We start from the raw sequence: 25,585 nt of genomic DNA on the forward strand, positions 1-25,585 counted from the left end.
ATCACTCCCCGCTGCGCGCCGCGGCGGCACCGCCGCGCATGAAATGCGCTACGTCGGCCTCGACCGCTTCCATCGCCTGTAAGGCCTCCAGGGTATCCTGGGCCTCTTGCTCGTCCAGTATGCTCATGGCGAAGCCGACATGCACCAGCACCCACTGGCCCAGCAGGTCGCTCGGTGCGCCTTCACACACCAGTGCGATGTTGACCTCGCGCTTGACGCCGCAGACATCGACCTGCGCCAGTTGGTGGATATCGTCGCCTACGGCGACCACTTTTCCCGGTATTCCCAGACACATTATTGATTCTCTCCCAGCGTGGTTTCCAGCCAAGCCAACCAAGCCTCCATCCCATCGCCACGGCTGGCGGACAGTTGGATCACCTGGATCTGCGGATTGATGCGGCGCGCGTTGGCGATGCAGGCCTCGACATCGAATTGCAGATAGGGCAGCAGATCGATCTTATTGATGATCATCAGGCTAGAGGCGGCAAACATATGTGGATATTTTAGCGGCTTGTCTTCACCTTCGGTGACGGACAGCACCGCGACTTTGTGACGCTCACCGAGATCGAAGCTGGCCGGGCACACCAGATTGCCGACGTTTTCGATAAACAGCAGGCTGTGATCCGGCAAGGCTAGACGATGCATGGCGTCATGTACCATTTGCGCATCCAGGTGGCACCCTTTGCCGGTGTTGACCTGGATGGCGCTGACGCCAGTGGCGCGGATACGTTCGGCATCGTTGGTGGTCTGTTGATCCCCCTCGATCACCGCACAAGGAATGCGATCGGCGATGCGCTTGAGGGTCTCGGTCAATAGGGTGGTCTTACCGGAGCCGGGGCTGGAGACCAGGTTGAGTGCCGCGATGTGCTGCTGGGTGAAGTGCTCACGGTTATGCTCGGCCAGTGTGTTGTTCTTGCTCAGTACATCTTGCTCGATCTGCACCATACGGCGTTGGCTGATGCCTGGCGCGTGAGCGCCTGCCTCGCCGTGGCCGTAGTGCAGATCGTCGTGGTGTTGATGCGGAACGAACGCGCTATCGTGCTCGTGCTCGTGCTCGTGAGCATGGCTATGGGTGTGGGCATGGTCGTGCGGGTGAGCGTGTTCATGGGCATGTTGGTGCGCCTGCTCCGGCGTAGTGAACACATAGTGGTAATGATGATGGACGTCGCCATTGTGGTGGTAATGATGATGGACGTTGACGACGCGCGCGGACGCTTGCCCTTCATGGTCGTGATGATGCTCATGATCATGATGATGACCATGGTGGTGACCATGGCGATGCGCGTGCCCGTCGTGAGCGTGGGCGTGATGGTGTTCATCGCCTTCAATATGCAGTTCGCCGGCTGCACAGCCGCAGGTGGTACACATAAGGGCTCTCCTGAGCGTTAAGGTTACTCAATCTCAATCTGTTTGATTTGCATGCTATCGCCATCATCGACACGCAGATTATGGCTCTGGCAATGTGGACAACCGGCGTCATGGCTACTCACCGTGATGGGCCGGCTGCAACTCCAACACCAGGCTTGTGCCGGGAGGGTGTTGATATGCAGCGCGCAGCCTTCGGCCAACGTACCGCGGCAGACGATGTCAAAACAGAAAGTTAAGGCGCTCTCTTCGATGCAAGAGAGCGCGCCGATGTCCAGCCAGACCGCGGTGACGCGCTGGGCGCCGCTGGCGCGCGCCTGGCGTTCGATGATGTCAAATGCGCTTTGGCAAAGGGATAATTCATGCATGATCGTTCTTCTTTTGTTGTGCCGGCCTATCCTCGGGGAAAGCGGGCGGCTGAACTTTGATGCGCGTCATCAGTTCACCGATTCCTCGCCGCCGGATGGGGCGCTAGCGGCGGAGATCGCATCATTTTGGCGATAAGCGGCGATGATCGCCTGGCCGAGCGCCAACGCGCCGTCGCCGGCGGGTAGACGTTGCGGCAGCAACAGGCGGAAGTCCGCCAGGCGCGCCTGCAACAACTGGCGCAGTAATCGATTGTGCAGCACCCCGCCCGACAATACCAGCGTTTGGCAGCCTTCCCGCGTGGCATGGTGGCGTAGCAAGGCCGCCAGTCCGTCGGCCAGCGCGCGGTGGAAAGCCAAGGCCCGCAGCGGTACTGGCGCCTGCCAACTGAGCCAGTCGTGCCAGAAAGCGCCCATCGCCAACTCCCCCTGCTCGTCGAGCGTCAAGGTGATAGGCGTCGCTTGCGGCCAGGCCTGCCAGGCTTGCGCCTCCAGACGGCAAGCCGCCTCGCCTTCGAAGCTGATCGCCTCGTGGCAGATGCCTAATGCCGCCGCTGCCGCGTCGAACAGGCGGCCGCAGGAGGAGGCGCGCGGACAGTTGAGGCCACGTGCGATCGCCTGAGCCAGTAACGGCCAGTTCTTCTGCTGTATCCCGTGCGTCTCCGGGTAGCGTTGCCAGTCGGGGAGGAAGCGTAACAGCTGTGCCAACAGGTTACGCCAGGGCTGGCGGGCGGCCAGATCCCCGCCAGGCAGTGCCACCGCCGGCAGACCGCCTAGCCGAGTATAACCACGGTAGTCGACGCGCAGGCATTCGCCCCCCCAGAACTCGCCCGCCTCACCGTAGCCGATGCCGTCCAACGCCAGGCCGATCAGCGGAGTCTGTTGCGGGAGAATGCCATGCTCGGCCATGCAGGCGACCAGGTGGGCGTGGTGGTGTTGCACCGAGATCAACGGTAGCGCCTGCTGCTCGGCCAACTGCTGTGCCAGGCGGCGACTGTGATAGCCAGGGTGGCGGTCACAGGCGATGGCCTGGGGCGTGAACTGGTAGATCTGTTGCAGCAGTTGCCAGGTTTGTTGCATCTGCTGCTGGATACGCGCCTCCCCCAAATCACCGAGGTGTTGGCTGAGTAGGGCGCGCCCCTTGTGTAGCAGGCAGAAGGTATTTTTCAGATCGCCGCCGACGGCGGCCACATCGGGCAACCGCTGAAAGGCCTCGGGGAGATCGAGCGTATCCGGCACGTAGCCGCGCGCTCGGCGTAGCATTTCGCTGCCGTCGGGATGGTAGCGCAGCAACGAATCGTCGGCGCGTTGCACGATGTCGCGGTTATGCAGTAGCCACAGATCGGCGATGCCGTCCAGATCGTGCAATGCCTGCTCATTGCTCAATGCCGGTGGTTGACCGCTGGCATTACCCGAGGTCATTACCAGCGGACGGTCGAGACGCGCCAGCAGCAGATGGTGTAGCGGGGTGCTGGGCAGCATCACACCGACTTCGTCCAGGCCGGGCGCCACACCTGCGGGCAGCGCACTAGAGGCAGGGATCAGGACGATGGGGGCCGCGGGGCTGCGCAATAGGGCGAGCAGTCCCGCGTCTGGCGCGTTACGAGCATAACGCGTCAGCCACGTCGTATCGGGCAGCATCAGGGCCAGGGGCTTCGTCGGACGTCGTTTACGGGCGCGCAGACGGGCGATGGCGTCGGCATTGCTGGCGTCACAGGCGAGGTGAAAGCCGCCTAATCCCTTGATGGCGACGATACCTCCATGCTCTAGTACCTGGGTGACGGCCTGCCAGGCTGCCTCGCCGTCGAGCCGAGCTTGTCCGCCGGCCTCACAACTCCACAGCGTCGGGCCGCATAGGGCGCAGGCGGTCGGCTGGGCGTGAAAGCGGCGATCGGCAGGATCGGCGTATTCGCGCGCGCAGGCCGGGCACAGCGGGAAATCGGCCATGGCGGTATAAGGACGGTCGTAGGGCATGCGGCGGATGATGGTGAAGCGTGGGCCGCAATGCGTGCAGTTGATAAAGGGGTAGCCGTAACGCCGATTGTGCGGATCGCGCATCTCCGCCAGACAATGCGGGCAGGTGGCAGCGTCGGGCACGATCTGCGTATCCATGGCGCCCTGTCGGCTTTCGACGATGCGAAAACCGTCGGCGGGACACGTCGGCCAGGGCTGTGGCTCAATGCTATCGATGCGCGCCAGCGGTGGGCAATCGGCATGCAATCGTTGGCAGAGCGCCGCGAGATCCACGGGGAGGCGTACCACTAACCAGACGCCGCCGGCATCGTTGCTGACTTCGCCATGCAGCCCCATCTGGTGGGCTATCTGCCAGACATAGGGGCGAAAGCCGACCCCCTGAACCTTTCCTTTTATCCGTAGTGCGATGGCGTTGTGTTCCAAAAAATAACTCCGTGCCAGCGCGCCGTGGGGCTGGCGAGGTTGCGAGGTGAGCGGGAAGCGCGGCGCGGTGTCCTGCCGCTGAGGACGACCGTCTAGCGATGGCGGCGGTCTGCCCGCGTGCTAGCAGGCAGCCTACACGCAAATCGCGCCATGTTAAATAAAGCGAACGGTGAATAAATTGTCGCAAATGGGCCGGGGAAGATGCAATGCGGTATGTCATATCTGCGGGATGGCTCGCGCTTTAGCCTGGGGCGAGGAACCCACGCCGCCGCGCAACGCGTCGCGCGGCGGGGAAGGCGGCAATTACAGCAGATCGCCGAGATTGTCGAAGGCCGCTCGTTGGCGGCGCTCTTGGATCAGCGCCTGCATGGCATTGCGGTCGATCAGGCGTAGCGCCTCGGTGGGGCAGGCCTCCACGCAGGCGGGGCCATTGGCGCGCTGGTGGCACAGATCGCACTTATTGGCCTCGGCCTTGCTGCCGCTGAGGCAACCCTGACTGCCATAACGTTGCGTCACCGCCGTGGTGACCACCTCCATGGTGCCGTAGGGGCAGGCGACCACGCAGGTCTTACAACCGATACATTTCTCCTGGTCAACGCAGATAAAGTCCTGTTGACGACTGATGGCGCCATTGGGGCAGACGTTGGCACAGGGGGCATCTTCGCACTGGCGGCAGAGAATGGCCGTGCTGATGTTGTCTCCCTTGATGACGTGAATGCGCGGGGTGAAGTTGTCGCGGCTGAGGTTATGCAGCTCGCTCTCGTCCCGGTGGGCCATGACGCAGGCGATTTCGCAGGTACGGCAGCCGATGCATTTCTTGGGATCCGCAATGACAAACCGATTCATTCAAGTACTCCCGATATCGTTATAGTGTCGCGCCGTGTCGCCCGACGGGCGGGACATAGACCGTTCCCGCCGGGCGGCGATTATCAAAAGTGATACGCGGCGTGTTAGTTTGATACGGTGCCGCATACCCCGTTGATAAGTCATTTAAAGGCGCGTTATTGTTTTGAGAGCCATCGGCCCGTCAACCCTCTGCGCTTTCGCGTAGATGACGCTTGATGTTGTCGTACTCACGGACCACATAGGCCTCCGCCGCCGACTGATCGGCGATGGCTTCCAGCGTGACGGCGCAGTACTTGTATTCCGGCGTCTTGGTGATCGGGCTCAGGTTCTCGGCGACCAGTTCGTTACAGGCGCCGATCCACCATTGGTAGGTCATGTAGACCGCCCCGCGGTTGGCGCGTTCGCTGACGGACGCCCGGCTGATGACCTTACCTTGGCGTGAGCGGATCCACACCAGATCTTGATCGCGGATGCCAAAGGTCTTGGCGTCCTCGCGGTTGATCTGGACGTAACCCGGCTCGTCGGCGAGCGCGGCCAACGCCTTACAGTTACCGGTCATGGAGCGGCAGGAGTAATGACCGACTTCACGTACCGTCGCCAGTACCAGCGGATAGTCGTCGCTGACGCGATCGATCGGCGGACGCCATTCGCAGGTGAAGAACTGGCCTTTGCCGTTCGGCGTATCGAACTTGCCGCCCTGATACAGATATTGCGTACCGGGGCTGTCCAGGGTCGGGCACGGCCACTGAACATAGGCCAGATCCGCCATCTTCTCGTAGGTGGCGCCGTAGTAGATCGGGCACAGCTCGCGCAACTCATCCCAAATTTCCTGGGTGTTGTTGTAATGCATCGGGTAACCCATCGCCGTCGACATCAGGCTGATGATCTCCCAGTCGCGTTTCACGTCCCCTACGGGCTCCACCGCCTTATAGAAGCGCTGGAAGCCGCGATCCGCCGAGGTATAGACCCCTTCATGCTCGCCCCAGCTGGTGGCCGGGAAGATCACGTCGGCGATGGCCGCCGTCTTGGTCATGAAGATATCTTGCACGATCAACAGTTCGAGCTGCTCGAAAGTGCGGCGAATGGTGGCCAGATCCGGTTCGGTTTGCAGCGGATCTTCGCCCATCACGTAGTGCGCCTTCAGCAGACCATGTTCGATGTTGTGCGGCACCTCGCTCAAGGCGTAGCCGATCTTATCGTTCAGTTTTTCGACGCCCCAGGCCTGGGCGAACTTCTCCAACACGCCCGGCTGGTTGACGTACTGATAACCGGGGAAGGTGTTGGGCAGCGCGCCCATATCGCAGGCCCCCTGCACGTTGTTCTGGCCGCGCACCGGGCCGACGCCGACATAGGGTTTGCCCAGATTACCGGTCAGCAACGCGATGCTGGTCAGGGTGCGGACGGTCTCCACCCCTTGGTAGAACTGAGTGACCCCCATGCCCCACAAGATAGTGGCGGTCGGCGCCTTGGCATACATACGCGCCGTCTCGCGGATCATCTGCGCGCTGATACCGGTGATCTCTTCCACCGATTCAGGGGTGTAGGCGGCGACCAGATCGCGGAAGGTTTCGAACGCTTCCGTATGCTGTTCAATGAACGCGCGGTCGTGCAGGTTTTCGGCGATGATCACCTGGGCCATGGCGTTCAGGAACGCGATGTTAGAGCCGTTTTTCAGCGCTACGTGAATATCGGCGATGCGCGCGGTTTCGATGCGCCGTGGATCGCAGACAATGATTTTTGCCCCTTTCGCTTTCGCCTTGATGATGCGGCGCGCGACGATGGGGTGAGAGTCCGCGGCGTTGTAGCCGAAGACAAAAATACAGTCGGTATCTTCAATTTCGACGATGGAGTTGCTCATGGCGCCGTTGCCGACCGATCGCTGCAGACCTGCAACCGAAGGGCCGTGTCAGACGCGTGCGCAACAGTCGATATTATTGGTACCGATCGTCGCACGGGCAAACTTTTGCATCACGTAGTTGGCTTCGTTGCCGGGACCGCGCGATGAACCGGTGGTCATGATGGCATCGGGGCCGTACTTCGCTTTGATCGCCAATAGCCGGGAGCTGGCGAACTCGATCGCTTCGTCCCAGGAAACCGCTTCCAGTTTGCCGCCGCGTTCGCGACGGATCATCGGTGACTTCAGGCGAGGCGTCAGGATCTTGGTGTCGTGGATAAAATCCCAGCCGTAATACCCTTTCAGGCACAGCTCACCCTGGTTCGTCACGCCATTCGCTCCTTCGGCGCGAATGATCCTGCCGTTATCCACCACCAGGTTGATTTTGCAACCTGAGGCGCAATAAGGGCAGACCGTGATGACTTTTTTCATCAACATTGCTCCTATTATTATGACCACCGGTGGGCTGTGGCCCATCCGATGTAACGATGCTACAGAGAGCCGGGGCGCATCGCGTAGCCTCCCCGCCAGTGATGAGCGGCGTTGTGACCTTTCCGCCGCGCTCTTCCGTTTATACATGCATGATGCGTGCCAGGTTTTCCCATCAAGCCAAGTGGCTTAATTGCCTGAACTATAAAGGCAGGCGGGGGAAGCGCGTGATGATCCGCATCAAAGTGCCGACGGACTCGACAAAAGTGTCGACCCCGTCGGCGGTTGACTCAGCGGATGACCTGGTCATCCGGTACTGCCAGGCGAGCGATGCCGCCATCCTCCCCCCAGTGGTGCAGACGCTGATACAAGGCTTCGACCGCCTCTTTCACCGGCTGCATCATCGGGGCATAGAAGGCGACGATGGCCGGTTGGATGCCGATGAAGGTGATGTCGGCGACATCCTCGCGCAACTGGGCTATCAGGTAGCTGAGTGGCAGATTATGGGTGGTGACGATAAACAACTCGGCGATGTCGCGCTCGTCGATGATGCGCATTTCGCCCGGCTCCAGTCCCATCTCCGTCGCATCGACGATCAGCAGTTTGTCGGGCCGCAGTTCACGGATCTGGTGAGCGTAACTCTCCGGGCTACTGCCGCCATCGATGACTCGCCAACCGGGGATCGGGTGCCCGCACAGTTTCTCGGCTAGCAGCGGCCCGGCGCCGTCGTCGCCCATCATGCTGTTACCTACACACAGGATAAGATTGTCAGCCATTGTGTCGTTTCACCATCAGATAGATTGTCGGTTCATTCTCAATCAGTCGTAGAGTCTCGATCAGACTGTGACTCCACGCCTGTTGCTGAGCGCTCATTGCCGGCAGCGCGCGATCCAGTGCGCAGGCCAACAGGTGGGTGTGACTGCTGTCGATGGTGATCTCGCCGAAACGCAGCAGCCCCGTCAGTTTGCGCCGCGCCGCGCCATCCGCCAGTTGGCCTATCCAGGCGCGGTAGTCGCTCAGCGACAGCGAAAGGCAGGGCTTCAGGCAGTCGATCACCCCCAGGTGGTGGCCGATGGCCAGGCTGTAGTAGATCACCTCGCGCGCCGCTGGTGGCGTCGCCGCCTCCTCGTCGGCCTGTTGAACAAACTTGGCGTTGAGGATGTGGAACACCACCGTCGGATCGGGGAAGTAGGCGGCGGCACGATCGGTCATTGTCCGCCTCCGTTTTGGCCCGCTTGGTTGCAGACCTGTAGCAGGCGGCCCATCACTTCACTCAGGCGGGGATCGTTTTCGTCGGCCAGGAAACGCGCCAAGCGCTCCTCCACGCTCAGCGCATCGCGCCTGGCCAACAGGGTCATGAATTTGTCGGCTAACTGGCGGCCATAGCGGTAGCCGGACATGCGTCGGGCCTCGCGGTCGATCAACACCCGGAGCGGCTGCGGGATCGCCGGATGCAGGATGGCGGCCTGTTCGTCCTCTCCTTGTCGATGGTGCTCCGCCTTGAGCTTTTGATCCAGCAGGCCGAGGGCGACGGCGAAGCCATACAGCGTCGCCGCCGGTGTCGGCGGGCAACCGGGGATGTAGACATCCACCGGGACGATCTTGTCGGTGCCACCCCAGACGCAGTAAAGATCGTGGAAGATGCCACCGCTACAGCCACAGGCACCATATGAAATCACGATCTTGGGATCGGGCGTCGATTGGTAGGCGCGTAGCGCCGGGACGCGCATCGCGCGGGTGACCGCGCCGGTAAACAGCAAGATGTCGGCGTGGCGAGGCGAGGCCACCACCTTGATGCCGAAGCGTTCGGCATCGAATAGCGGCGAGATGGCGGCGAAGATCTCGATTTCGCAGCCGTTGCAGCCGCCGCAGTCGACGCGATAGACATAGGCGGAGCGGCGGATGTCCTTGAGCAGGGTCTGCTTCAGGCGTGCGGCCTGCTCATCCAGGGTGAGCGGGATAGGCTGACCGTTGGTGTCGCGTGGGCCGATCAGGTTGTCTTGGGCGGACGGGGTCGGGATGATGTGGCTCATTGTGACGCCTCCGGCATCAGGTGACGGCTCAGGGTAATGCGGGTCGTCGGGATGGTGTTGTTTTTCTGCTTACACGCCGGGCAGGTTTCGAACTGGGCGCGGCGCGCCTCGGCCTGTTCGGCGCTGAGTTGGCCGGCCTGCACCAGCAGGGCCATGGCGTAGTCGATCTCTTTTTGGGCGGCGTAGGGGGCTCCGCACTCGACACAGCGGCAGATGGCGAAGTCGGCGGACTGTTGCAGATCCGCCTTGTGCCACACCGCCAGCTCAAACTCCGGCGACAGCACGATGGCGGCGGTGGGGCAGACCTCCTCGCAGCGAGCGCAGAAGATGCAGCGCCCCAAGTTAAGCGACCAGCGGCGAACGCCGTTGGCGACGTCGTTCTCCATGGTCAGCGCGTTGGCCGGACAGGCGGCGGTGCAGGCACCGCAGGCGATACACTGGCTGGCGTCATACTGTGGTTTGCCGCGAAAGTTGGGGTCGACCGCCAGCGGCCGCGTCGGGTAGGCGACGGTGGCATGGCGATGCCGTAGCGCGGTTTTGAGTAGTTTCAACATGATTTCAGGTCTCCGGCGATCACTTCAGCGGTGAATCCTTGCGCTCCAGTCCGTAGCGCTCGATCTCCTTGTAGGGCACCGTCACCGATTTGCGGCGATTGACGTCCACCAGGGTGACGCGGTCGGTACAGGAGTAGCAGGGGTCGAGGCTGCCGATGATCAGCGGAGCATCGGACACGGTGTTGCCGCGCAGCATGTAGCGTAGCGTCGGCCAGTTGGCGTAGGTCGCCGCCCGGCAGCGCCAGCGGTACAGCTTCTGGTTGTCACCGGTCATCGACCAGTGGATGTCGTCGCCGCGCGGGGCCTCGGTGAAGCCCAGGGCGAAGCGCTGCGGCACATAGGTGAAGCCTTCGACGGCCAGCGGGCCACCCGGCAGGTTGTCCAGGCCGAACTCGATCATGTTGAGGGCGGTGAATACCTCGTTGATGCGCACCTTGACGCGAGAGATGACGTCGCATCCCTGTTCGCTGTGTACCTCCATCGGCAGGAGATCGTAGCCGGCAAACGGATGATCGGCCCGAGTGTCGCGCGCATGGCCGCTGGCGCGCACCATCGGGCCGACATTACTGAAGTCGCGTGCGATCTGCGGGTCGAGACGGCCAATACCGACGGTACGCTGCTCGATGTTGGGGGTGCTGAACAGGATGTCGACTAACGTTTTTACCTCGGCGCGCATTTCGGCAGCCAGTTGGCGTGTGGCGATCATATCCGCTTTCAGCATGTCGCGGCGGATGCCGCCTATCAGGTTCAGACCGTAGGTCTTACGCGCGCCGGTGAGAATTTCGGCCATCTTCATTGATTTTTCACGCACCCGGAAGAATTGCATAAATCCGGAATCAAAACCGACAAAGTGACAGGAGAGCCCCAGATTGAGCAGGTGGCTGTGCAGACGCTCAATCTCCAGCAGAATGGCGCGGATGGCCTTGGCGCGCAGCGGTACCTCGATACCCAACGCGTTTTCCACCGAACTGGTATAGGCGGTGCTGTGGGCGAAGCCGCAGATGCCACAGACGCGATCGGAGAGGAAGGTGACTTCGTTATATCCCATGCGGGTCTCCGCCAGCTTCTCCATGCCGCGATGGACATAGAACAGGCGGTAATCGGCATCGACGATATCTTCGCCGTCGACGAACAGGCGGAAGTGGCCCGGCTCGTCGGAGGTGATGTGCAGCGGGCCGATGGGAACGATCTTACCGCTGCCGCTCTCGTTAACGAAGGGGTAGGTTTCCCGATCGGTGGTCGGTGCCGGACGCTGGCGATAGTCCATGGCGTCTTTCCGCAGCGGATAGAGATCGTCCGGCCAGTCATCCGGTAGCACCAGGCGGCGTTCGTCTGGCAAGCCGACGGCGATCAGACCATACATGTCGCGTACCTCGCGTTCGCCCCACACGGCGGCGGGGACACGCGGCGTAACCGAGGGATATTCACGGGTGTTGGCGTCGACCAGAGCCTTGACGGTGATCCAGCACTTGGTACCGCGCTCCATCGACAGGACATAGTAGACCGCGTAGCTACCGCACAGCGGGCGCTCGTCGTTGCCAAATAGGACCGAGAGCCAGCCGCCTTGTTGGTAGTACAGGTACTCGACCACCTCCGGCAACATGCCGGTCTTTACCGTGATGGTCGCCTGGGTTGCGGTCTGCCAGCTCTCGTCGACGAGGGCGTGGGGGAACTGCTGGCGTAGCGCCGCAATGTAGTGTTGTCCGATGTGTTGAGTCATTTTACTTTGCGGCCTTCTGAGTGAGGACGATGAAAAGAGAAACGGGTCGCCGGAAGAATAGGGTGTGTCATGGGGCACCTCACGCGATCAGCCAAGAGAAGAAGGCCAGCAGAGCCAGGCCAAAACCGGCCCAGGTGGTGTAACCGGTCTTCAGGAAGCGCAGGCGCGCCATGCTGTTTTCCAGCAGAGCGACGATGACAATGCCGACGAGCAGCTTCGCCAACGCGATCACTGTCGCCAGCAGCAGGGCGCCAGCACTCAGGGTGGCGCTCTGCCCCCAGGGCAAGAACACGGCGATAAACAGTTGCAGGACCACTAATTGTTTCAAGCCGATGCCCAGCTTGAGGATAGCCAGTCCCGGGCCGGCGTATTCGGTCAGCGGCCCCTCCTGGAGCTCCTGTTCGGCCTCGGCCAGGTCGAAGGGCAGCTTACCCATCTCGATAAAGGTGGCAAAGGCACAGGCCAGCAACGCCAGAGCCAGGGCCAACGAGGCGTGCTGCGGCCAGGCGCGGACATACTCGCCCATCAGCCCCAGGTTGCTGGAGCCGGCCAACAACGCGGTGACCCACAACGCCAGCATCAGGATCGGCTCGACCAAGATCCCCAGCAGGGATTCACGGCTGGCACCGATGGCTGTGAATGGGCTACCGGTATCCAGTCCTGCCAAGATGAAGAAGAAGCGGGCGACGGCGAACAGATAGACCAGGGTGACGACATCGCCCAACGCTGGCAGCGGGGTGCTGCGGGTGATCAGCGGCAGGGCGCTGGCGATGGTCAGCATGGTGCCGACCATGACGTAGGGCATCATCTGAAACAGCGCCCCGCTACACTGTGGCGCCATGTTCTGGCGACGCAGTAGCTTGGCGATATCGCGGTATTCTTGCAGAATGCCGGGGCCGCGCCGACTATGCATCCGCGCGCGCAAGACCCGCGAGATGCCACAGGCCAGCGGTGCCAGCGCCAGCAGAAGCAGCGCCTGGATCAGTGCCAGCAGTAGAATAGAAAGTGAACTCATCATCATCTCCTCAGGAGAACACGGCGACCAGCAGCAGCGCCATTTCGCACAGCGCCAGCACCGGGTAGACACGCAAGGCACCCTCGCTTAGCAGTCCGCCGCACAGCGGGGCCGGATTGCAGACGCGACGCAGGGCGAACAGCGGGGCAAACAGGACGCGCAGCGGCTGGGCGAAGCCGCCGGCGGTGACCACCATGCCCGCCTCGTGACCATAGCCGCAGGTCCAGGCATCGCCTTGACGGCGCGCCGGCAGGCGGCTGTTGCGATACAGGGCGCTCAGCAGCAGCGGCAACAGCGGGAAGGCCAGCAGCAGTAGGGCGATCAGCGGCGGTGACAGCAGGGTCATATTGCTGCTACCCGGCGACATGATGGCGCCCATGGTCAGCGCATCGTTACCGATCACCAGTTGCAGCGTATGGGCGCTGAGCCGTAGCAGGGCAGGCAGGAGCCACGGCGCACCGACCCCGAACAGGACACAGGCCAGGCTGAGTAGCAGCGTGGGCAACTGCATGCTCCAGGGGGTACTGCCTGGATTACCGGCCGCCTCGCTACGCGGCGCGCCCAGGAAGGTCATGGCGAAGATTTTCGCCACGCACATTACCGCTAACGCGCCGGTGATCGCCAGGGCGACCATGGCCAAGGGGGCCACGAGGCGCAGCGCACCAGGGCTTTGTTGGCTCAGGCTAAACAGTGACTGGTAGGTGTACCACTCGCTGACGAAGCCGTTGAGCGGTGGTAGTGCGGCCATTGCCATCAGCGCCAGCAGCATCAGGAGACCGGTCAGCGGCATGCGACGCAGTAGGCCGCCCATCTTGTCGATGTCGTGCAGACCCGTGGCCTGCATCACAGTGCCGGCAGCGAAGAATAACCCGCCCTTGAACAGCGTGTGGTTGATCAGGTGGAACAGCCCGGCCAGTAGGCCCATGACCGCCAGTAACGGACTCCCCAGGCTGAGGCCGATGACGCAGGCCGCCAGACCGAGCAGAATGATGCCGCTGTTTTCGATGGTGTGATAAGCCAGTAGACGACGCAGATCGTGCTCGGCCAGGGCATACAGGCCACCGATGAAAGCGGTAACGGCGCCGCAGATCAGTAGTAGCAGCCCCCACCACAGCGGCGGGACGCCGAGCCAGTCGATGCTGAGCTTAAGCAGACCGAACAGACCGATCTTGAGCATCACGCTGGCGAACAGGGTTGCCGTCGGCGCCGGCGCGTTGGCGTGCAGTTCGGGGACCCAGCCGTGCAGTGGTACCAGACCGGTGACAATGCCGAAGCCGAGCAGACCGAGCAGCAGGATCACGGCTTGCTGACCGTGACTGAGTAGAGCCAGATGGAACTCGCTCAACAACAGGGTGCCGCTGGCGCGCCATAGGAGCCAGAAACAGAGCAGCAGCGCCAGGGACCCGAGGCGAGACATCAGCCAATACAGCCCGGCGGCGCGGCGCGCCTTGGCGTTGCCCCCCAGCCAGACCAGCAATGCGGCGCTCAGACTCATCAACTCCAGCATCACCATAAAGGTTGGTGCGTCGTTACACACCACCAGTAGGCTGATGGCGGCGCTTAACAGGTTCATCAGGCCGCCATAGCAGGCCGCCTTGCCGGCGGCGTGCGGTGCCGTACCGAAGGCGTACAACGCACTCAGCAGGCTCAGTAGCGAGGTAAGTAGCAGCATCAGGCTATTCAGCGGGCTGAACAGTAGCGGTACCGTATCGAGCAACAGCGCGCTGGGGGAGAGTGGCGGTGCCTGGCGTAGCAGTGCGGCGGCCGCGATACAGCCACATAGGCCGGCCAAGATCCCACCGATGGCGGCGAGGCGTGCGATGCAACGGCCGAGGCCGCCGAGCGCCAACGCGATGACGGCGCTGATCAGGTACAGCGCCAGCATCAGATTAAACAGGTGCAGAATACTCATTGGGCGTCATTTCCCCCGGATAGGCTGGCCAGCGCCAGCAGATCGGCGCGTTGGGCATCGAGAACATTCAGACGTTTGGCGGCGCTGGAGGCCTCGAGGCGCCGTTCATCCACCAACATGATGGCCTGGGTCGGACAGGCGCGCACACAGGCGGGGCCGGCCTCGCTAAACTGGCACAGGTCGCACTTCACCGCGATGCTACGGATACCGGGATACCAATCTAAGAAAGGGCCGACGCGGAGGGGAGCCGGTGGCGCTGGTGGGGCCAACGGCGTATTGCTGTTAGCCGGAATGTGCAAGGGTTTGCTGCCATCCAGGGTGATGGCGCCGAAAGGGCAGGCGATGCCGCACAGCTTACAGCCGACGCACAGGCTTTCATTGAGCTGAACGGCGCCATCCTGATGGCGAATGGCGTTGACCGGGCAAACCAAGGCGCAGGGGGCATCTTCGCAGTGGTGGCACATCTGGGGCGCCGATTCATGGCTGGTCTTGACCAGCGTCAGGCGCGGCTGTGCTTGGAGGCCCTGCGCCTGGTGCGCTTGCGCGCAGGCGGCCATACAGGTATTGCACCCGATGCACAGGCGGGGATCCGCAATCACAAAGCGGTTCATGTTATGTCCTCAGAGACAGACTACAAAAAAGATCTGTCCGACCAAAGCACAAAGCATGCCAATTATATTATTGTGATTTATTTCATTAAAAACAGTGTGTTGTGAGGCGCCATTACGGATGATGAAGTGACGGTGTCGACATCGGCTAGGGGATGTAGACACTTTTGTCGACGGGTTACTCCGCCGTGATGAGGTCGGCGACGGACTCTCGTAGACGCATCTCGCCGCTAAAGGGCGCGAGGGCCTCGACCGTTTCGCCCCGACTGAGGCGTAGCGCCTGTTGAATCGCGGCAGTGATCATGGCGTCGATAGGGAGGTAAACGGTGGAGAGCGCCGGGGTGAGGTAGGCGGCGCTGGGCTCATCGTCGAAACCGAACAGAGAGATCTGCTGCGGTACGCGCAGTCCGGCCTGATTGAGCGCGCGTAGCGCCCCGATGGCCATGTCGTCGTTGCAGCAAAAGAGGGCGCTGAAGGCGGGGGCACCGTCGGCCAACAGGCGTTGGCAGGCTTGGTAGCCACCGGCGATGCTGTTGTCGCCATGGGCGATGTCGCGCGGCGAGAGGTTCACGCCTTGGGCCAGCAGCGCATCGCGGTAACCTTGCAGGCGGGCTTGGCCGGTAGGGGTATCGATGGTCAGGGTAATGCAACCGATACGGCGGTGGCCACGGCTGATGAGGTATTCGACCGCCTGGCGCGCGGCGGCGCGCTGTTCAAAGTAGACGCAGCGCTCGGGGGCCTGGGGTAAGGCACGGTTGATCACCATCAGCGAGGGATGCTGGCGCACCAGGCTCATCAGGTCGCTTTCAGACATGAAACGGGTGTACAACACGATGGCGTCGCAGCGCCGATCGCTCAGCATTTGCACCGCCTGGTGTTCGCCTTCGGGTGTGTCGTGGCCGTCGGTGACGATCAGCTGTTTGCCGCTGGCCTCCAACTGACTCGCCGCCTGGCGTAGCAACCGACCAAAGTAAGGGCCGTCAAAGTGAGAGATCACCAGTCCCAGGGTATTGGAGGTCTGGTTAGCCAACGCCTGCGCCAGCAAGTTCGGGCGATAGCCCAACTCCTCCATGGCGTGGAATACGGCGTTACGGGTGCTCTGCTTGACTTGCCCGGTAGCGTTGAGCACGCGCGATACCGTGGCTTTAGACACGCCGGCACGGCGTGCGACGTCAAGCATGGTGATCATAGTCCTTCCTCTATTACAGCGTGTGGCGGTGATGGCGCACAGTGTATCACACCGCCTTGCGCGAAGAGACGGAGTGGCGGCAGACCAGGGTCGGATTAAACATGTTCGTGATTTGCGGCAGCGTGCGTCCGGCTGCTAGCGCCAAGGCCAATTCGGCGGCTTGGGTCGCCATGGCGGTGACGGGGTAGCGGATGGTGGTGAGACGTGGACGCAGATAGCGCGCAATGAGCACGTCGTCGAACCCGATCAGCGAGACGGCCCCCGGCACATCGATAGCGTTATCGTTGAGTACCGATAATGCACCGGCGGCCATCGGATCGTTATAACAGGTGACGGCGCTGAAATCGCTGCCGTGACCTAGCAGCTCGGTCATGGCCTGCTCCCCACCGATCTCATCGGGGGAGGCATAGGCGATCAGACGTTCGTCGATCGGTAGATGATACTGGTGCATGGCTTCCAGATAGCCTTGCAGCCGATCGTGGGCATCGGAGATAGCGTGATTGGAGCAGATGCAGGCGATGCGGCGGTGTCCCTGCTGAATGAGATGGCGCGTCGCCAGCCAACCGCCGTGGCGATCGTCCAGGGCCACACAGCGCTGCTCATATCCGGGCAGCGTGCGGTTGATCAGCACCATGCCGGGGATCTGCTGCATCAGGGCGGCCAGCTCGTCGTCGGGGATCATCTTGGCGTGAACCACCAGCGCGGCGCAACGGTGGCGGATCAGTTGCTCAATGGCCTGGCGCTCTTTTTGTGGCTCATGGTAGCCGTTACCGATCAGCAGGAAGTTACCGGTCTGGTAGGCCACCTGCTCGACCGCCTTGACCATGGCGCCGAAGAAGGGATCGGAGACGTCGCAGACTATCAGTCCCAGGGTTTCCGTGGCCTGCTGCGCCAATGCGCGGGCATTCGCGTTGGGGTGGTAACACAGTTGCGCCATGGCGGCGTGTACCGCCTCGCGCGAGCTGTCGCTAGCCTTGGGTGAGTTATTGATGACGCGGGAGACGGTGGCGACCGATACGCCGGCAAGTCTGGCAACATCTTTGATCGTAGCCATGATCGGGAGTATCCAACTGCAAGTGGTAAACGTTTACACCAGTGTTGCGGAAAAGCGTCCAGCCTGCAAGCGGAGGCGCGCGTTTGAGCGTCTAATATTTGCGTAAATCAACAAAGTTCACTGCTAGTTACATTTTGCCGCCGAATGTTGCTATTCGGGGCTTCATGGATGAGCGTAAAGCCTCGTATGCTGAATGTCCCAGAGGTATTGATTGGTGAGAGTTCAGTTTTCAGTTGCTGAAGCCAACAAAATTACACCGACCTACGCGGATGCGTAGGTTTTTTTTTGCCGGTTTTGCGCCGCCGATCGGTAAGCGGTTACGCTGTGCCAACCTCGCTTACATTCTGTTTCATTGTTTACCGTTAGCGGGGGAATTATTCATGGTGAGTATGGCTGATATTTCCCTACACTGTCTATCCCAGAGGTATTGATTGGTGATGTGAGGATCTTCCCGCCGGAAGATCGACCAACAATTACACCGACCTACGCAGATGCGTAGGTTTTTTTTTGCCTACCGTTGTCCACTGTGTGTCGGTGCAGATATTCCCTACCATGCGGTTTGCGCGTTTGCGGCCATGGGGTAGTATGCTTGCGCCCCCCATTTCTGCCGCACACAGGGAGATGTCCATGCTGTACCGAGTTATCGGCGCATTGCTGAAACGGCTGTTTCGTCTGCGTCTGAGTGGTTTCGATCAGCGTTTTGATTATGCCAAGCTGTTGATCGTTCCCAATCATGTCTCATTTCTTGATGGCGTCCTGCTGGCGCTGTATCTGCCGGTGCGTCCCGTATTCGCCGTCTACAGTTCCATTGCCGACAGCTGGCTGATGCGTCTCGTTGGGCGTTTCGTCGATATCGTGGCACTCGATCCGCGTAAGCCGATGGCGGTGAAGCGCTTGATCCGTCTGGTTGAGCAGGGGCGCCCAGTGGTGATCTTCCCTGAGGGGCGTATCACCGTGACCGGATCGCTGATGAAGGTCTACGAGGGCGCCGCCTTTGTGGCGGCGCGATCCGGCGCAACCCTGATGCCGGTACGCATCGAGGGGGCTGAGTTTAGCCATTTTGGCCGATTGAAGGGGCTATTCCCGTTGCGTTGGTTTCCCCCGTTGGCGATCCACCTGCTGCCGGTGACCCAACTGGCGATGCCGCAAGCCGCGCGGGCGCGTGAACGCCGCCAGTTGGCCGGGGAGCGTCTGCACGACATCATGATGCGCGCACGTTTGGATGCGCAGCCGGTGACCACACTGTTTGCCGCTTACCTGGCGGCGATGCGGCGTTATGGTGCCAGCAGCAAGATCATCGAGGATATCACCCTAAGCGAAGACAGTTATCGGGGGTTGTTGAAGAAGAGTCTCGCCGTGAGCCGTATTCTACAAGGTTTCACCCGTGAAGAAGAGCACGTCGGCCTATTGCTGCCCAATGCCACCATCACGGCGGCGACCATCTTGGGGGCGACACTACGTAATCGCGTACCGGCGATGCTGAACTATACCGCCGGCGCCAGCGGGTTACGCAACGCGCTATTGGCGGGCAACATCGCGACCATCGTGACGTCGCGCCAGTTTCTGCTCAAGGCACGGTTAGACGCGTTGCCGGGCCAATTGCCGCAGGCGCGTTGGATCTATCTGGAGGATCTGCGCACACAGCTGAGCTGGCGCGATAAGATCTGGATCCTGTGGCACCTGTTGCGTCCGGCTCAGGCAATGCTGGCGCGTGATCCCGATCAGGCCGCCTTGATCCTGTTTACCTCCGGCTCGGAGGGAACTCCCAAGGGGGTGGTGCATTCGCACCGTAGCCTATTGGCCAACGTGGAGCAGATCCGGTGCGTGGCGGACTTTACCCCCCGCGATCGTTTCATGTCGGCGCTGCCGTTGTTCCATGCCTTCGGCCTGACGGTCGGCCTGTTGACGCCGCTGTTGTGCGGCAGTCGGGTGTTCCTCTACCCTAGCCCGTTGCACTATCGTCTGGTGCCGGAGATGGTCTACGACCGTAACTGTAGCGTGCTGTTCGGCACCTCGACCTTCTTGGGACACTATGCGCGCTTCGCGCATCCCTATGATTTCGCTCGCCTGCGTTATGTGGTGGCCGGTGCGGAGAAGCTGGCACCGGACACCGCACGGATCTGGTTCGAGAAGTTCGGCATTCGCATCCTAGAGGGATATGGCGTCACCGAGTGCGCGCCGGTGGTGGCGATCAACGTACCGATGGCTGCCAGGGTGGGCAGTGTGGGGCGTATCCTCCCGGGCATGACGGCGCGCTTGATCCCGGTGGCGGGCATCGCCCAGGGCGGTTGTTTGCAACTGCGCGGGCCCAACATCATGCGCGGTTACCTGCGCGCCGAGGCACCCGGGGTGCTGGTGCCGCCTCAGGCGGCGAATGTCGACGGGGTGATGGAGTCTGGCTGGTACGATACCGGCGATATCGTGACGTTAGACGACCAGGGTTATTGCACCCTTCAGGGGCGCCTGAAGCGCTTCGCCAAACTGGCTGGCGAGATGGTGTCGCTAGAGCTGGTGGAACAACTGGCGCGGGCGGCGAGCCCCGCAGGGGAACATGCTGCCAGTGCGCGTGGTGATCGGCAGAAGGGCGAGGCCTTGGTTCTGTTTACTACCGACGCCACGCTGAGACGTGAGCACTTATTGGCGGCGGCCCGCGCGGGGGGCTTCCCCGAGTTGGCGGTGGCGCGCGACATTCGTTATCTGAAGGTGCTACCGCTGTTAGGCAGTGGCAAAGTTGATTTCGTCACCTTGCGCCGGATGGCGGAGGTTGCGGATGCGTGAGATGACGACCGGCGATGACGGCATCACAGGACGTGGCATGAAGGCGGTGATCGTCGCCCAGTTTTGTTCGGCCTTTGGCGATAACGCCTTACTCTTCGCCACCCTGGCGTTGTTGAAGACATTGCATTTTCCCCTATGGAGTCAGCCGGCGTTGCAGATAGCGTTCGTCGCGGCCTACATCGTCTGCGCGCCGTTTGTCGGTCGACTGGCCGACGGCTTCGCCAAGGGGCGCGTGATGATGCTGGCTAACGGCCTCAAGCTGTTGGGGGCGCTGCTGATTTGTCTCGGTGTTAATCCGTTTATCGGTTACACCCTGGTCGGTATTGGCGCGGCGGCCTATTCCCCAGCCAAATACGGCATTCTTGGTGAGCTGACCGGCGGCGCTCACTTGGTGAAGGCTAATGGATTGATGGAGGCATCGACCATCGCGGCGATCCTTCTCGGCTCAGTCGCCGGCGGCATGCTGGCCGACTGGCATCTGACGGCGGCGCTGGCGGTATGTGCGTTGATCTACGCCGCTGCGTTGATCGCGAACATCGCCATTCCCCGTCTCGCGCCGGCTCGCGGCATCGCTGGCTGGCGGCCCGGGGAGATGCTGGCGGAATTTAGCGCCGCCTGCCGTACCCTGTGGCATAACACGGAGGCCCGTTTCTCGCTGGTGGGCACCAGTCTGTTTTGGGGCGCCGGGGTGACGTTGCGCTTCCTGTTGGTGCTCTGGGTACCGACGGTGTTAGGGCTGACGGATAACACCACGCCGACATTACTTAACGCAATGGTGGCGGTAGGGATTGTGGTCGGTGCCGCCGCCGCGGGACGATGGGTGACGTTGAGCTCGGTGGGGCGTTGTATGCCGGCGGGGATTCTGATCGGCCTGCTGGTATTATCGTTTTCTCTCCAACACAGTCTGACGCTTTCCTATGGCTTATTGCTGCTGGTCGGTGCCTGTGGCGGTTTCTTTGTGGTGCCGCTAAACGCCCTGTTACAGCAGCGTGGGCGGGAGAGCGTCGGCGCTGGCCACGCCATCGCGGTGCAAAACCTTGGAGAGAATATGGCGATGTTGCTGATGTTAGCCGGCTACTCGCTCGCCATTCGTGGTGGAGCCGCGGTGGTGTGGGTGGGTACAGGCTTCGGCCTGTTATTCGCCCTGGCTATCGCCGCCGTGTGGCGCTGGGGACGACGCTGAGGCTTGGCGGTGCGGCCCGCGACGCGTTGTCATTGCGCGGTCATCGGGCTGTCACCGCATAGACATCTTCTCTACTTATACTCCGGGTCAATATATTCAATAACTGATTATGTTTTCTTCGACACGGAGTTCTGTCATGAGCGGTGATACACGTTGTTCTCTTTCTCTATTGATGTTGTCATTGACGTTGGCTCTGCCGCTCCAGGCGGCGCCGTCATCCCCGTCCAGCGCCGATGCGCAGCGTATCCTCCGCGATCGCACCGCGCAAGGCGATATCACCCGCCAGGGAGGCGCCCGTCGGCTGTTGGGCGATCAAACCGAGGCATTGCGCGCTTCGTTAAGCAATCGTCCGGCGAAGAATGTGATCCTGTTGATCGGGGATGGCATGGGGGATGCGGAGATTACCGCGGCGCGTAACTATGCGGCGGGTGCCGGCGGCATGCTACCCGGCATCGATGCCTTGCCGCTGACGGGACAATACACCCATTACGCCTTAGATCGAAAAACCCATAAGCCCAACTATGTGACCGACTCGGCGGCGTCGGCCACCGCGTGGAGCAGCGGCGTGAAGACCTACAATGGCGCGCTGGGCATCGATGTGACGGGGAAGGCTTATCCGACGCTGTTGGAGATGGCACGCGCCGCCGGCAAGGCGACCGGCAACGTCTCTACCGCCGAATTACAAGATGCCACACCAGCGGCGATGTTCGCGCATATCAGTGGGCGTAAATGCTACGGTCCGCAAGAGACGCGCGAGAAGTGCCCGGAGAGTGCGTTGGAACAGGGCGGTGCCGGATCGATTACCGAGCAGATGCTACAGACGCGCGCCGATGTGACGCTGGGGGGCGGAGCAAAGAGCTTCGCTCAGACGGTGGGCGCGGGTGAGTTTAAGGGGAAGACGCTGTTGCAACAGGCTCAAGCCCAGGGTTACCACATCGTCACTGATCTGGCCGGGATGGAGGCCGTCACGGCGGCAGATCAGCGACGCCCACTGTTGGGGCTGTTCGCCGCCGGCAACATGCCGGTACGCTGGCTGGGGCCCAAGGCTACGCTTCATGGCAATCAGCAGGCGCCGGTGACCTGCCAACCTAACCCGCAGCGTAACGCCGATCAGCCGACGTTGGCGCAGATGACGCATAAGGCGATCGCCCTGTTGAGTAAGAATCCAAATGGTTTCTTCTTACAGGTCGAGGGCGCCTCGATCGATAAGCAAGATCACGCGGCTAACCCGTGCGGCCAGTTCGGCGAGACGGTTGATCTGGATGAGGCGGTACAGGCGGCGTTGGATTTCGCCCGGCGCGATGGGAATACGCTGGTGGTGGTGACGGCCGATCATGCCCATACCAGCCAGATCATTCCCAATGATGCGAAGGCGCCGGGACTAACGCAGACCTTGCTGACCCATGACGGCGCGCCGATGACCATCAGCTACGGCACAGCGGAGGACAGCGACAGTCAGGAACATACCGGTGCTCAACTGCGTATCGCCGCCTATGGTCCCCATGCGGGTAATGTCGTGGGGCTGACCGATCAGACCGATCTGTTCTTTACTCTGCGCGACGCCTTAGGGCTTGGGGCTGCCAACGCAGAATAACGCGATAAGACGTTAAGTACAGTCAGGGCAAAAACGGCACGGCATGGTCTGTGCCGTTGCCATTTTGATGAATAATAAAACTATCTGTGACCTACTTATTATTCTTGTGGTATGTTTTATGTGCATTTATTCAATATATTAATCAAATATGCTCATAAAACATCCCATTTCGCTCGGTGCCGATGATGACCCCAGCGCGGAATCCGATGATCATCTGCGTTTTTATCAGTTGTGTGGGGTAATGGCGGCGGCGAGCTGTGTGCTGCTGACGCTGTTGATGCTAGTCCTCTTCCCCGAGGATTTTTCGGTGCGTCCTTTTAACGTGGCCGGTGGTTATCTGGGGCCGGTCACGCTGTTGTTATTGCTGGCGAAGCTGCGTTTCCCGCGCAGCGCGAGTTGGGCGTTGCTGCTGGGGTTTAATACCTTACTGCTGTACCTGTTTTATCAGGGGAGTGCCTTCAACCTGGCGATCAGCTTCCTGTTCGTGCTGTTTTTCCTGTTGGGGGTCGTGGCGGCGACGCAGCGCGCGTGTCGGCGGACGCTATGGTTGGCGCGGCGTGACTGGCGGCCGATCTCGCTGTTGGTATTGTTGGCCTTGTTGATCAGCAGCGTGAGTAGTGGCTTTGCGTTGCGCGGATTGGCGAAGCAGCAGGGAAATCCCTTGCTTTGGGTCGAGTATCGCCGCCAGATGTTGGATCATTACCAGCATCTGGTCGGGCGCGAGACGCCCCAGGTGGCGGGGATCCGCTTGCGGCGCGTCCGACTGGAGGGGCGTACCCTGGTGCTGGTCTATCGGGTGCGGTTAACGGGAGAGGAGGCCAGCGAGGCGCGCTTGCATCGTCACGCGTTGAATCACTTTATGCAACATTGCCATGAACGGGGAATTAATCAGTTCGGGATGAAGGTGATGTATGTGTACCACGTCCAGGAAGAGGAGCGCATTCAGGTGTTGAACCGTAAGGATTGTCCAGATCGCGCTGCGCAGGCGCACGAGTGAGCGGTAGGGGAAAAGTTAACCGAGAGGGGGGCGAGAGCCCCCCTCTGCATTGTTGAGCCGGGCCGAACAGAGGTTATTCGTCGTCGTTGCTCTTCTTGTTGCGGATCAGATTGAGGCTTTCGACCGCCATAGAGAAGAACATGGCGAAATAGATATAGCCCTTCGGAACATGGATGGCAAAGCTTTCCAGGATCAGGGTAAAACCGACCAGGATCAGGAACGCCAACGCCAACATCTTGACGGAGGGATGCCGGGCGACGAACTCCCCGATTGGGCGGGCGGCGAACATCATGACGCCGACAGCGATGACTACGGCTGCCATCATGATGAATAAATGATCGGACAGGCCGATGGCGGTGATCACCGAGTCGAGACTGAAGATGATGTCCAGCATCATGATCTGCACGATAGCCCCCATAAAAGAGTGCACATGGGTGGCGAGGTTATCGTTATTTCCCTCGATCGTTTCATGGACCTCTTTACTGGCCTTATAGATCAGGAATAGTCCGCCGAGCAGTAGGATCAGGTCGCGGGCTGAGACCGGATGGTCGAGGATCGTGAACAGCGGGTGTACCAGATGAGCCACCCAGGCGATAGAGGCCAACAGACACAGACGCATTCCCATCGCCGCCAACAGGCCGATGCGGCGCGCTTTGTTTTGTTGTTTCTTGGGGAGCTTGGCTACCACCAGAGAGAGGAAGATGATGTTATCAATGCCCAGTACGATTTCCAGAATCGTCAGCGTACCCAGTGCGAGCCAGGCATTCGGATCGACAATCCACGCAAACATAGAGATAAATACCTAAACGAATCATAAACGAACAGTATACACCGATAGCTCCGCCGCGCGCAGCGTACGGCGGGAGAAATCGGTGTTTACACCAGGAAATGGCGCGCCAGGAGCGCTGCGGTAAAATGTTTTTTCAGATAAAAACCGCGCGGCAGCGTCATGATCGGTTGTCCTTGAGGGCCGATCCCTTCGGTCAACGCTCGGCTGTTGGCCGCCTTAGGCCGCAATTGCAACACCTCGCCATGACGCGCGCTGATGGTGTCGACGCGTCCTAAGACGATCAGCTCCATCAATTCCTCCCAGTCGCGCCGCAGCGCCTGCTCCTCTTGCGGCGAGGGGCTCCACAAGAGTGGGGCACCGACGCGGCGCTGCGCCAGCGGGATCTGACGTTCGCCCTCCACCGGGATCCATAAGACGCACTGCAATTTTTGCCGCAGGTGGCAGCTCTCCCAGGTTACGCCGGTATTACCGGTCAATGGGGCGACACAGACAAAAGTGGTCTCCAGCGGGCGTCCGTGGGCGTCGATCGGAATACTTTTTAGCTCGACAGCCAAATCGGGAAAATCCTGTTGCGCCTTACTGCCGGAGTTTGCGCCGAGGCAGCGCTCCAAGAGCATGCCGACCCAGCCCTTGTCGCGGCGTAGATCGTGCGGTAGAGGGAGCCCGGCCAGTTGAGCCAGTTCGGCGTAGGTATAGCCGGCCAAACGCCAGGCACGCCGCAACAATGCCTGGCGATCGGCGGGAGGCGCCGAAGGCGGAAAGGGATCGTTTATCATCTGTTCAAAAAATATACTGTCATTTTGCGCTTATCAACAAGGGAAGCGCTGATGGCATGATGCATGATTAATACGATGATTCATAA

At 61.0% G+C, this 25,585-nt stretch carries 22 protein-coding genes; 4 read left to right on the forward strand and 18 right to left on the reverse strand.

Going from position 1 to position 25,585, the window contains the following annotated elements; translation table 11 throughout:
• Window position 1: 1 nt before the first annotated feature.
• From hybG to galR, 16 genes are all read right to left on the reverse strand, one after another.
• A complete protein-coding gene (gene hybG / locus EHO01S_RS13490; RefSeq protein WP_024524449.1) occupies window positions 2-295 on the reverse strand; it encodes a hydrogenase maturation factor HybG in 294 nt (97 codons plus the stop codon).
• Entirely contained in the window at window positions 295-1,368 is a 1,074-nt protein-coding gene (hypB, locus tag EHO01S_RS13495; protein WP_024524450.1) for a hydrogenase nickel incorporation protein HypB, read from the reverse strand. The genes hybG and hypB overlap by 1 nt, the downstream gene beginning before the upstream one ends.
• A gap of 23 nt (window positions 1,369-1,391) precedes the next feature.
• Window positions 1,392-1,733 (reverse strand): hydrogenase maturation nickel metallochaperone HypA, encoded by a 342-nt coding sequence (gene hypA, locus EHO01S_RS13500; protein WP_024524451.1) that lies wholly within the window; start codon window positions 1,731-1,733, stop codon window positions 1,392-1,394.
• Window positions 1,734-1,802: 69 nt separating this feature from the next.
• Window positions 1,803-4,127 carry a carbamoyltransferase HypF gene (gene hypF, locus EHO01S_RS13505; protein ID WP_024524452.1) on the reverse strand — a complete coding sequence of 775 codons (2,325 nt, stop codon included), beginning with the start codon at window positions 4,125-4,127 and terminating at the stop codon, window positions 1,803-1,805.
• Window positions 4,128-4,430: 303 nt separating this feature from the next.
• Complete coding sequence (hydN, locus tag EHO01S_RS13510; RefSeq protein ID WP_024524453.1) at window positions 4,431-4,973, reverse strand: electron transport protein HydN; 543 nt, start codon at window positions 4,971-4,973, stop codon at window positions 4,431-4,433.
• A 181-nt stretch (window positions 4,974-5,154) separates the two neighbouring features.
• Window positions 5,155-7,299 (reverse strand): formate dehydrogenase subunit alpha, encoded by a 2,145-nt coding sequence (gene fdhF / locus EHO01S_RS13515; protein ID WP_081702264.1) that lies wholly within the window; start codon window positions 7,297-7,299, stop codon window positions 5,155-5,157.
• A gap of 287 nt (window positions 7,300-7,586) precedes the next feature.
• Window positions 7,587-8,072 carry a hydrogenase maturation peptidase HycI gene (gene hycI / locus EHO01S_RS13525; RefSeq protein ID WP_024524456.1) on the reverse strand — a complete coding sequence of 162 codons (486 nt, stop codon included), beginning with the start codon at window positions 8,070-8,072 and terminating at the stop codon, window positions 7,587-7,589.
• Window positions 8,065-8,508, reverse strand: a complete 444-nt coding sequence (locus tag EHO01S_RS13530; RefSeq protein ID WP_024524457.1) for a formate hydrogenlyase maturation HycH family protein — start codon at window positions 8,506-8,508, stop codon at window positions 8,065-8,067. Before EHO01S_RS13530 ends, hycI begins: the two co-directional genes overlap by 8 nt.
• Window positions 8,505-9,329, reverse strand: coding sequence for an NADH-quinone oxidoreductase subunit B family protein (locus tag EHO01S_RS13535; protein ID WP_024524458.1), 825 nt, complete (start codon window positions 9,327-9,329; stop codon window positions 8,505-8,507). The genes EHO01S_RS13530 and EHO01S_RS13535 overlap by 4 nt, the downstream gene beginning before the upstream one ends.
• Window positions 9,326-9,883: a formate hydrogenlyase complex iron-sulfur subunit gene (locus tag EHO01S_RS13540; RefSeq protein WP_024524459.1), complete on the reverse strand. Its 558-nt coding sequence runs from the start codon at window positions 9,881-9,883 to the stop codon at window positions 9,326-9,328. Before EHO01S_RS13540 ends, EHO01S_RS13535 begins: the two co-directional genes overlap by 4 nt.
• Window positions 9,884-9,902: 19 nt before the next feature.
• Entirely contained in the window at window positions 9,903-11,603 is a 1,701-nt protein-coding gene (locus tag EHO01S_RS13545) for a hydrogenase large subunit (protein WP_024524460.1), read from the reverse strand.
• A 79-nt stretch (window positions 11,604-11,682) separates the two neighbouring features.
• The gene (locus EHO01S_RS13550) at window positions 11,683-12,621 is read right to left on the reverse strand and encodes a respiratory chain complex I subunit 1 family protein (RefSeq protein ID WP_081702265.1); all 939 of its coding nucleotides are present in this window, start codon (window positions 12,619-12,621) and stop codon (window positions 11,683-11,685) included.
• 7 nt (window positions 12,622-12,628) lie between these two features.
• Window positions 12,629-14,530 (reverse strand): proton-conducting transporter transmembrane domain-containing protein, encoded by a 1,902-nt coding sequence (locus EHO01S_RS13555; protein WP_024524462.1) that lies wholly within the window; start codon window positions 14,528-14,530, stop codon window positions 12,629-12,631.
• Window positions 14,527-15,141, reverse strand: coding sequence for a 4Fe-4S dicluster domain-containing protein (locus EHO01S_RS13560; RefSeq protein ID WP_024524463.1), 615 nt, complete (start codon window positions 15,139-15,141; stop codon window positions 14,527-14,529). The genes EHO01S_RS13555 and EHO01S_RS13560 overlap by 4 nt, the downstream gene beginning before the upstream one ends.
• Before the next feature lie 175 nt (window positions 15,142-15,316).
• Window positions 15,317-16,327: a LacI family DNA-binding transcriptional regulator gene (locus EHO01S_RS13565; protein WP_024524464.1), complete on the reverse strand. Its 1,011-nt coding sequence runs from the start codon at window positions 16,325-16,327 to the stop codon at window positions 15,317-15,319.
• 46 nt (window positions 16,328-16,373) lie between these two features.
• Window positions 16,374-17,381 (reverse strand): HTH-type transcriptional regulator GalR, encoded by a 1,008-nt coding sequence (gene galR, locus EHO01S_RS13570; RefSeq protein WP_024524465.1) that lies wholly within the window; start codon window positions 17,379-17,381, stop codon window positions 16,374-16,376.
• 627 nt (window positions 17,382-18,008) lie between these two features.
• Here galR and aas point away from each other — a divergent pair.
• The 4 genes from aas to EHO01S_RS13590 all read left to right on the forward strand — a co-directional run bounded on the left by aas (window position 18,009) and on the right by EHO01S_RS13590 (window position 23,933).
• Complete coding sequence (gene aas, locus EHO01S_RS13575) at window positions 18,009-20,159, forward strand: bifunctional acyl-ACP--phospholipid O-acyltransferase/long-chain-fatty-acid--ACP ligase (protein WP_024524466.1); 2,151 nt, start codon at window positions 18,009-18,011, stop codon at window positions 20,157-20,159.
• A complete protein-coding gene (gene lplT, locus EHO01S_RS13580; protein ID WP_024524467.1) occupies window positions 20,152-21,342 on the forward strand; it encodes a lysophospholipid transporter LplT in 1,191 nt (396 codons plus the stop codon). Before aas ends, lplT begins: the two co-directional genes overlap by 8 nt.
• 136 nt (window positions 21,343-21,478) lie before the next feature.
• Entirely contained in the window at window positions 21,479-22,936 is a 1,458-nt protein-coding gene (gene phoA, locus EHO01S_RS13585; RefSeq protein WP_024524468.1) for an alkaline phosphatase, read from the forward strand.
• A gap of 148 nt (window positions 22,937-23,084) precedes the next feature.
• Complete coding sequence (locus EHO01S_RS13590; RefSeq protein WP_024524469.1) at window positions 23,085-23,933, forward strand: hypothetical protein; 849 nt, start codon at window positions 23,085-23,087, stop codon at window positions 23,931-23,933.
• A gap of 73 nt (window positions 23,934-24,006) precedes the next feature.
• Here the strand turns inward: EHO01S_RS13590 and EHO01S_RS13595 are convergent, their stop codons facing one another.
• Window positions 24,007-24,723 (reverse strand): TerC family protein, encoded by a 717-nt coding sequence (locus EHO01S_RS13595; RefSeq protein ID WP_024524470.1) that lies wholly within the window; start codon window positions 24,721-24,723, stop codon window positions 24,007-24,009.
• Window positions 24,724-24,809: 86 nt separating this feature from the next.
• The gene (gene mutH, locus EHO01S_RS13600) at window positions 24,810-25,499 is read right to left on the reverse strand and encodes a DNA mismatch repair endonuclease MutH (RefSeq protein WP_035370629.1); all 690 of its coding nucleotides are present in this window, start codon (window positions 25,497-25,499) and stop codon (window positions 24,810-24,812) included.
• Window positions 25,500-25,585 lie beyond the last annotated feature (86 nt).

This window comes from Edwardsiella hoshinae NBRC 105699 = ATCC 33379, from assembly GCF_000474215.1.
GTDB lineage: Bacteria > Pseudomonadota > Gammaproteobacteria > Enterobacterales > Enterobacteriaceae > Edwardsiella > Edwardsiella hoshinae.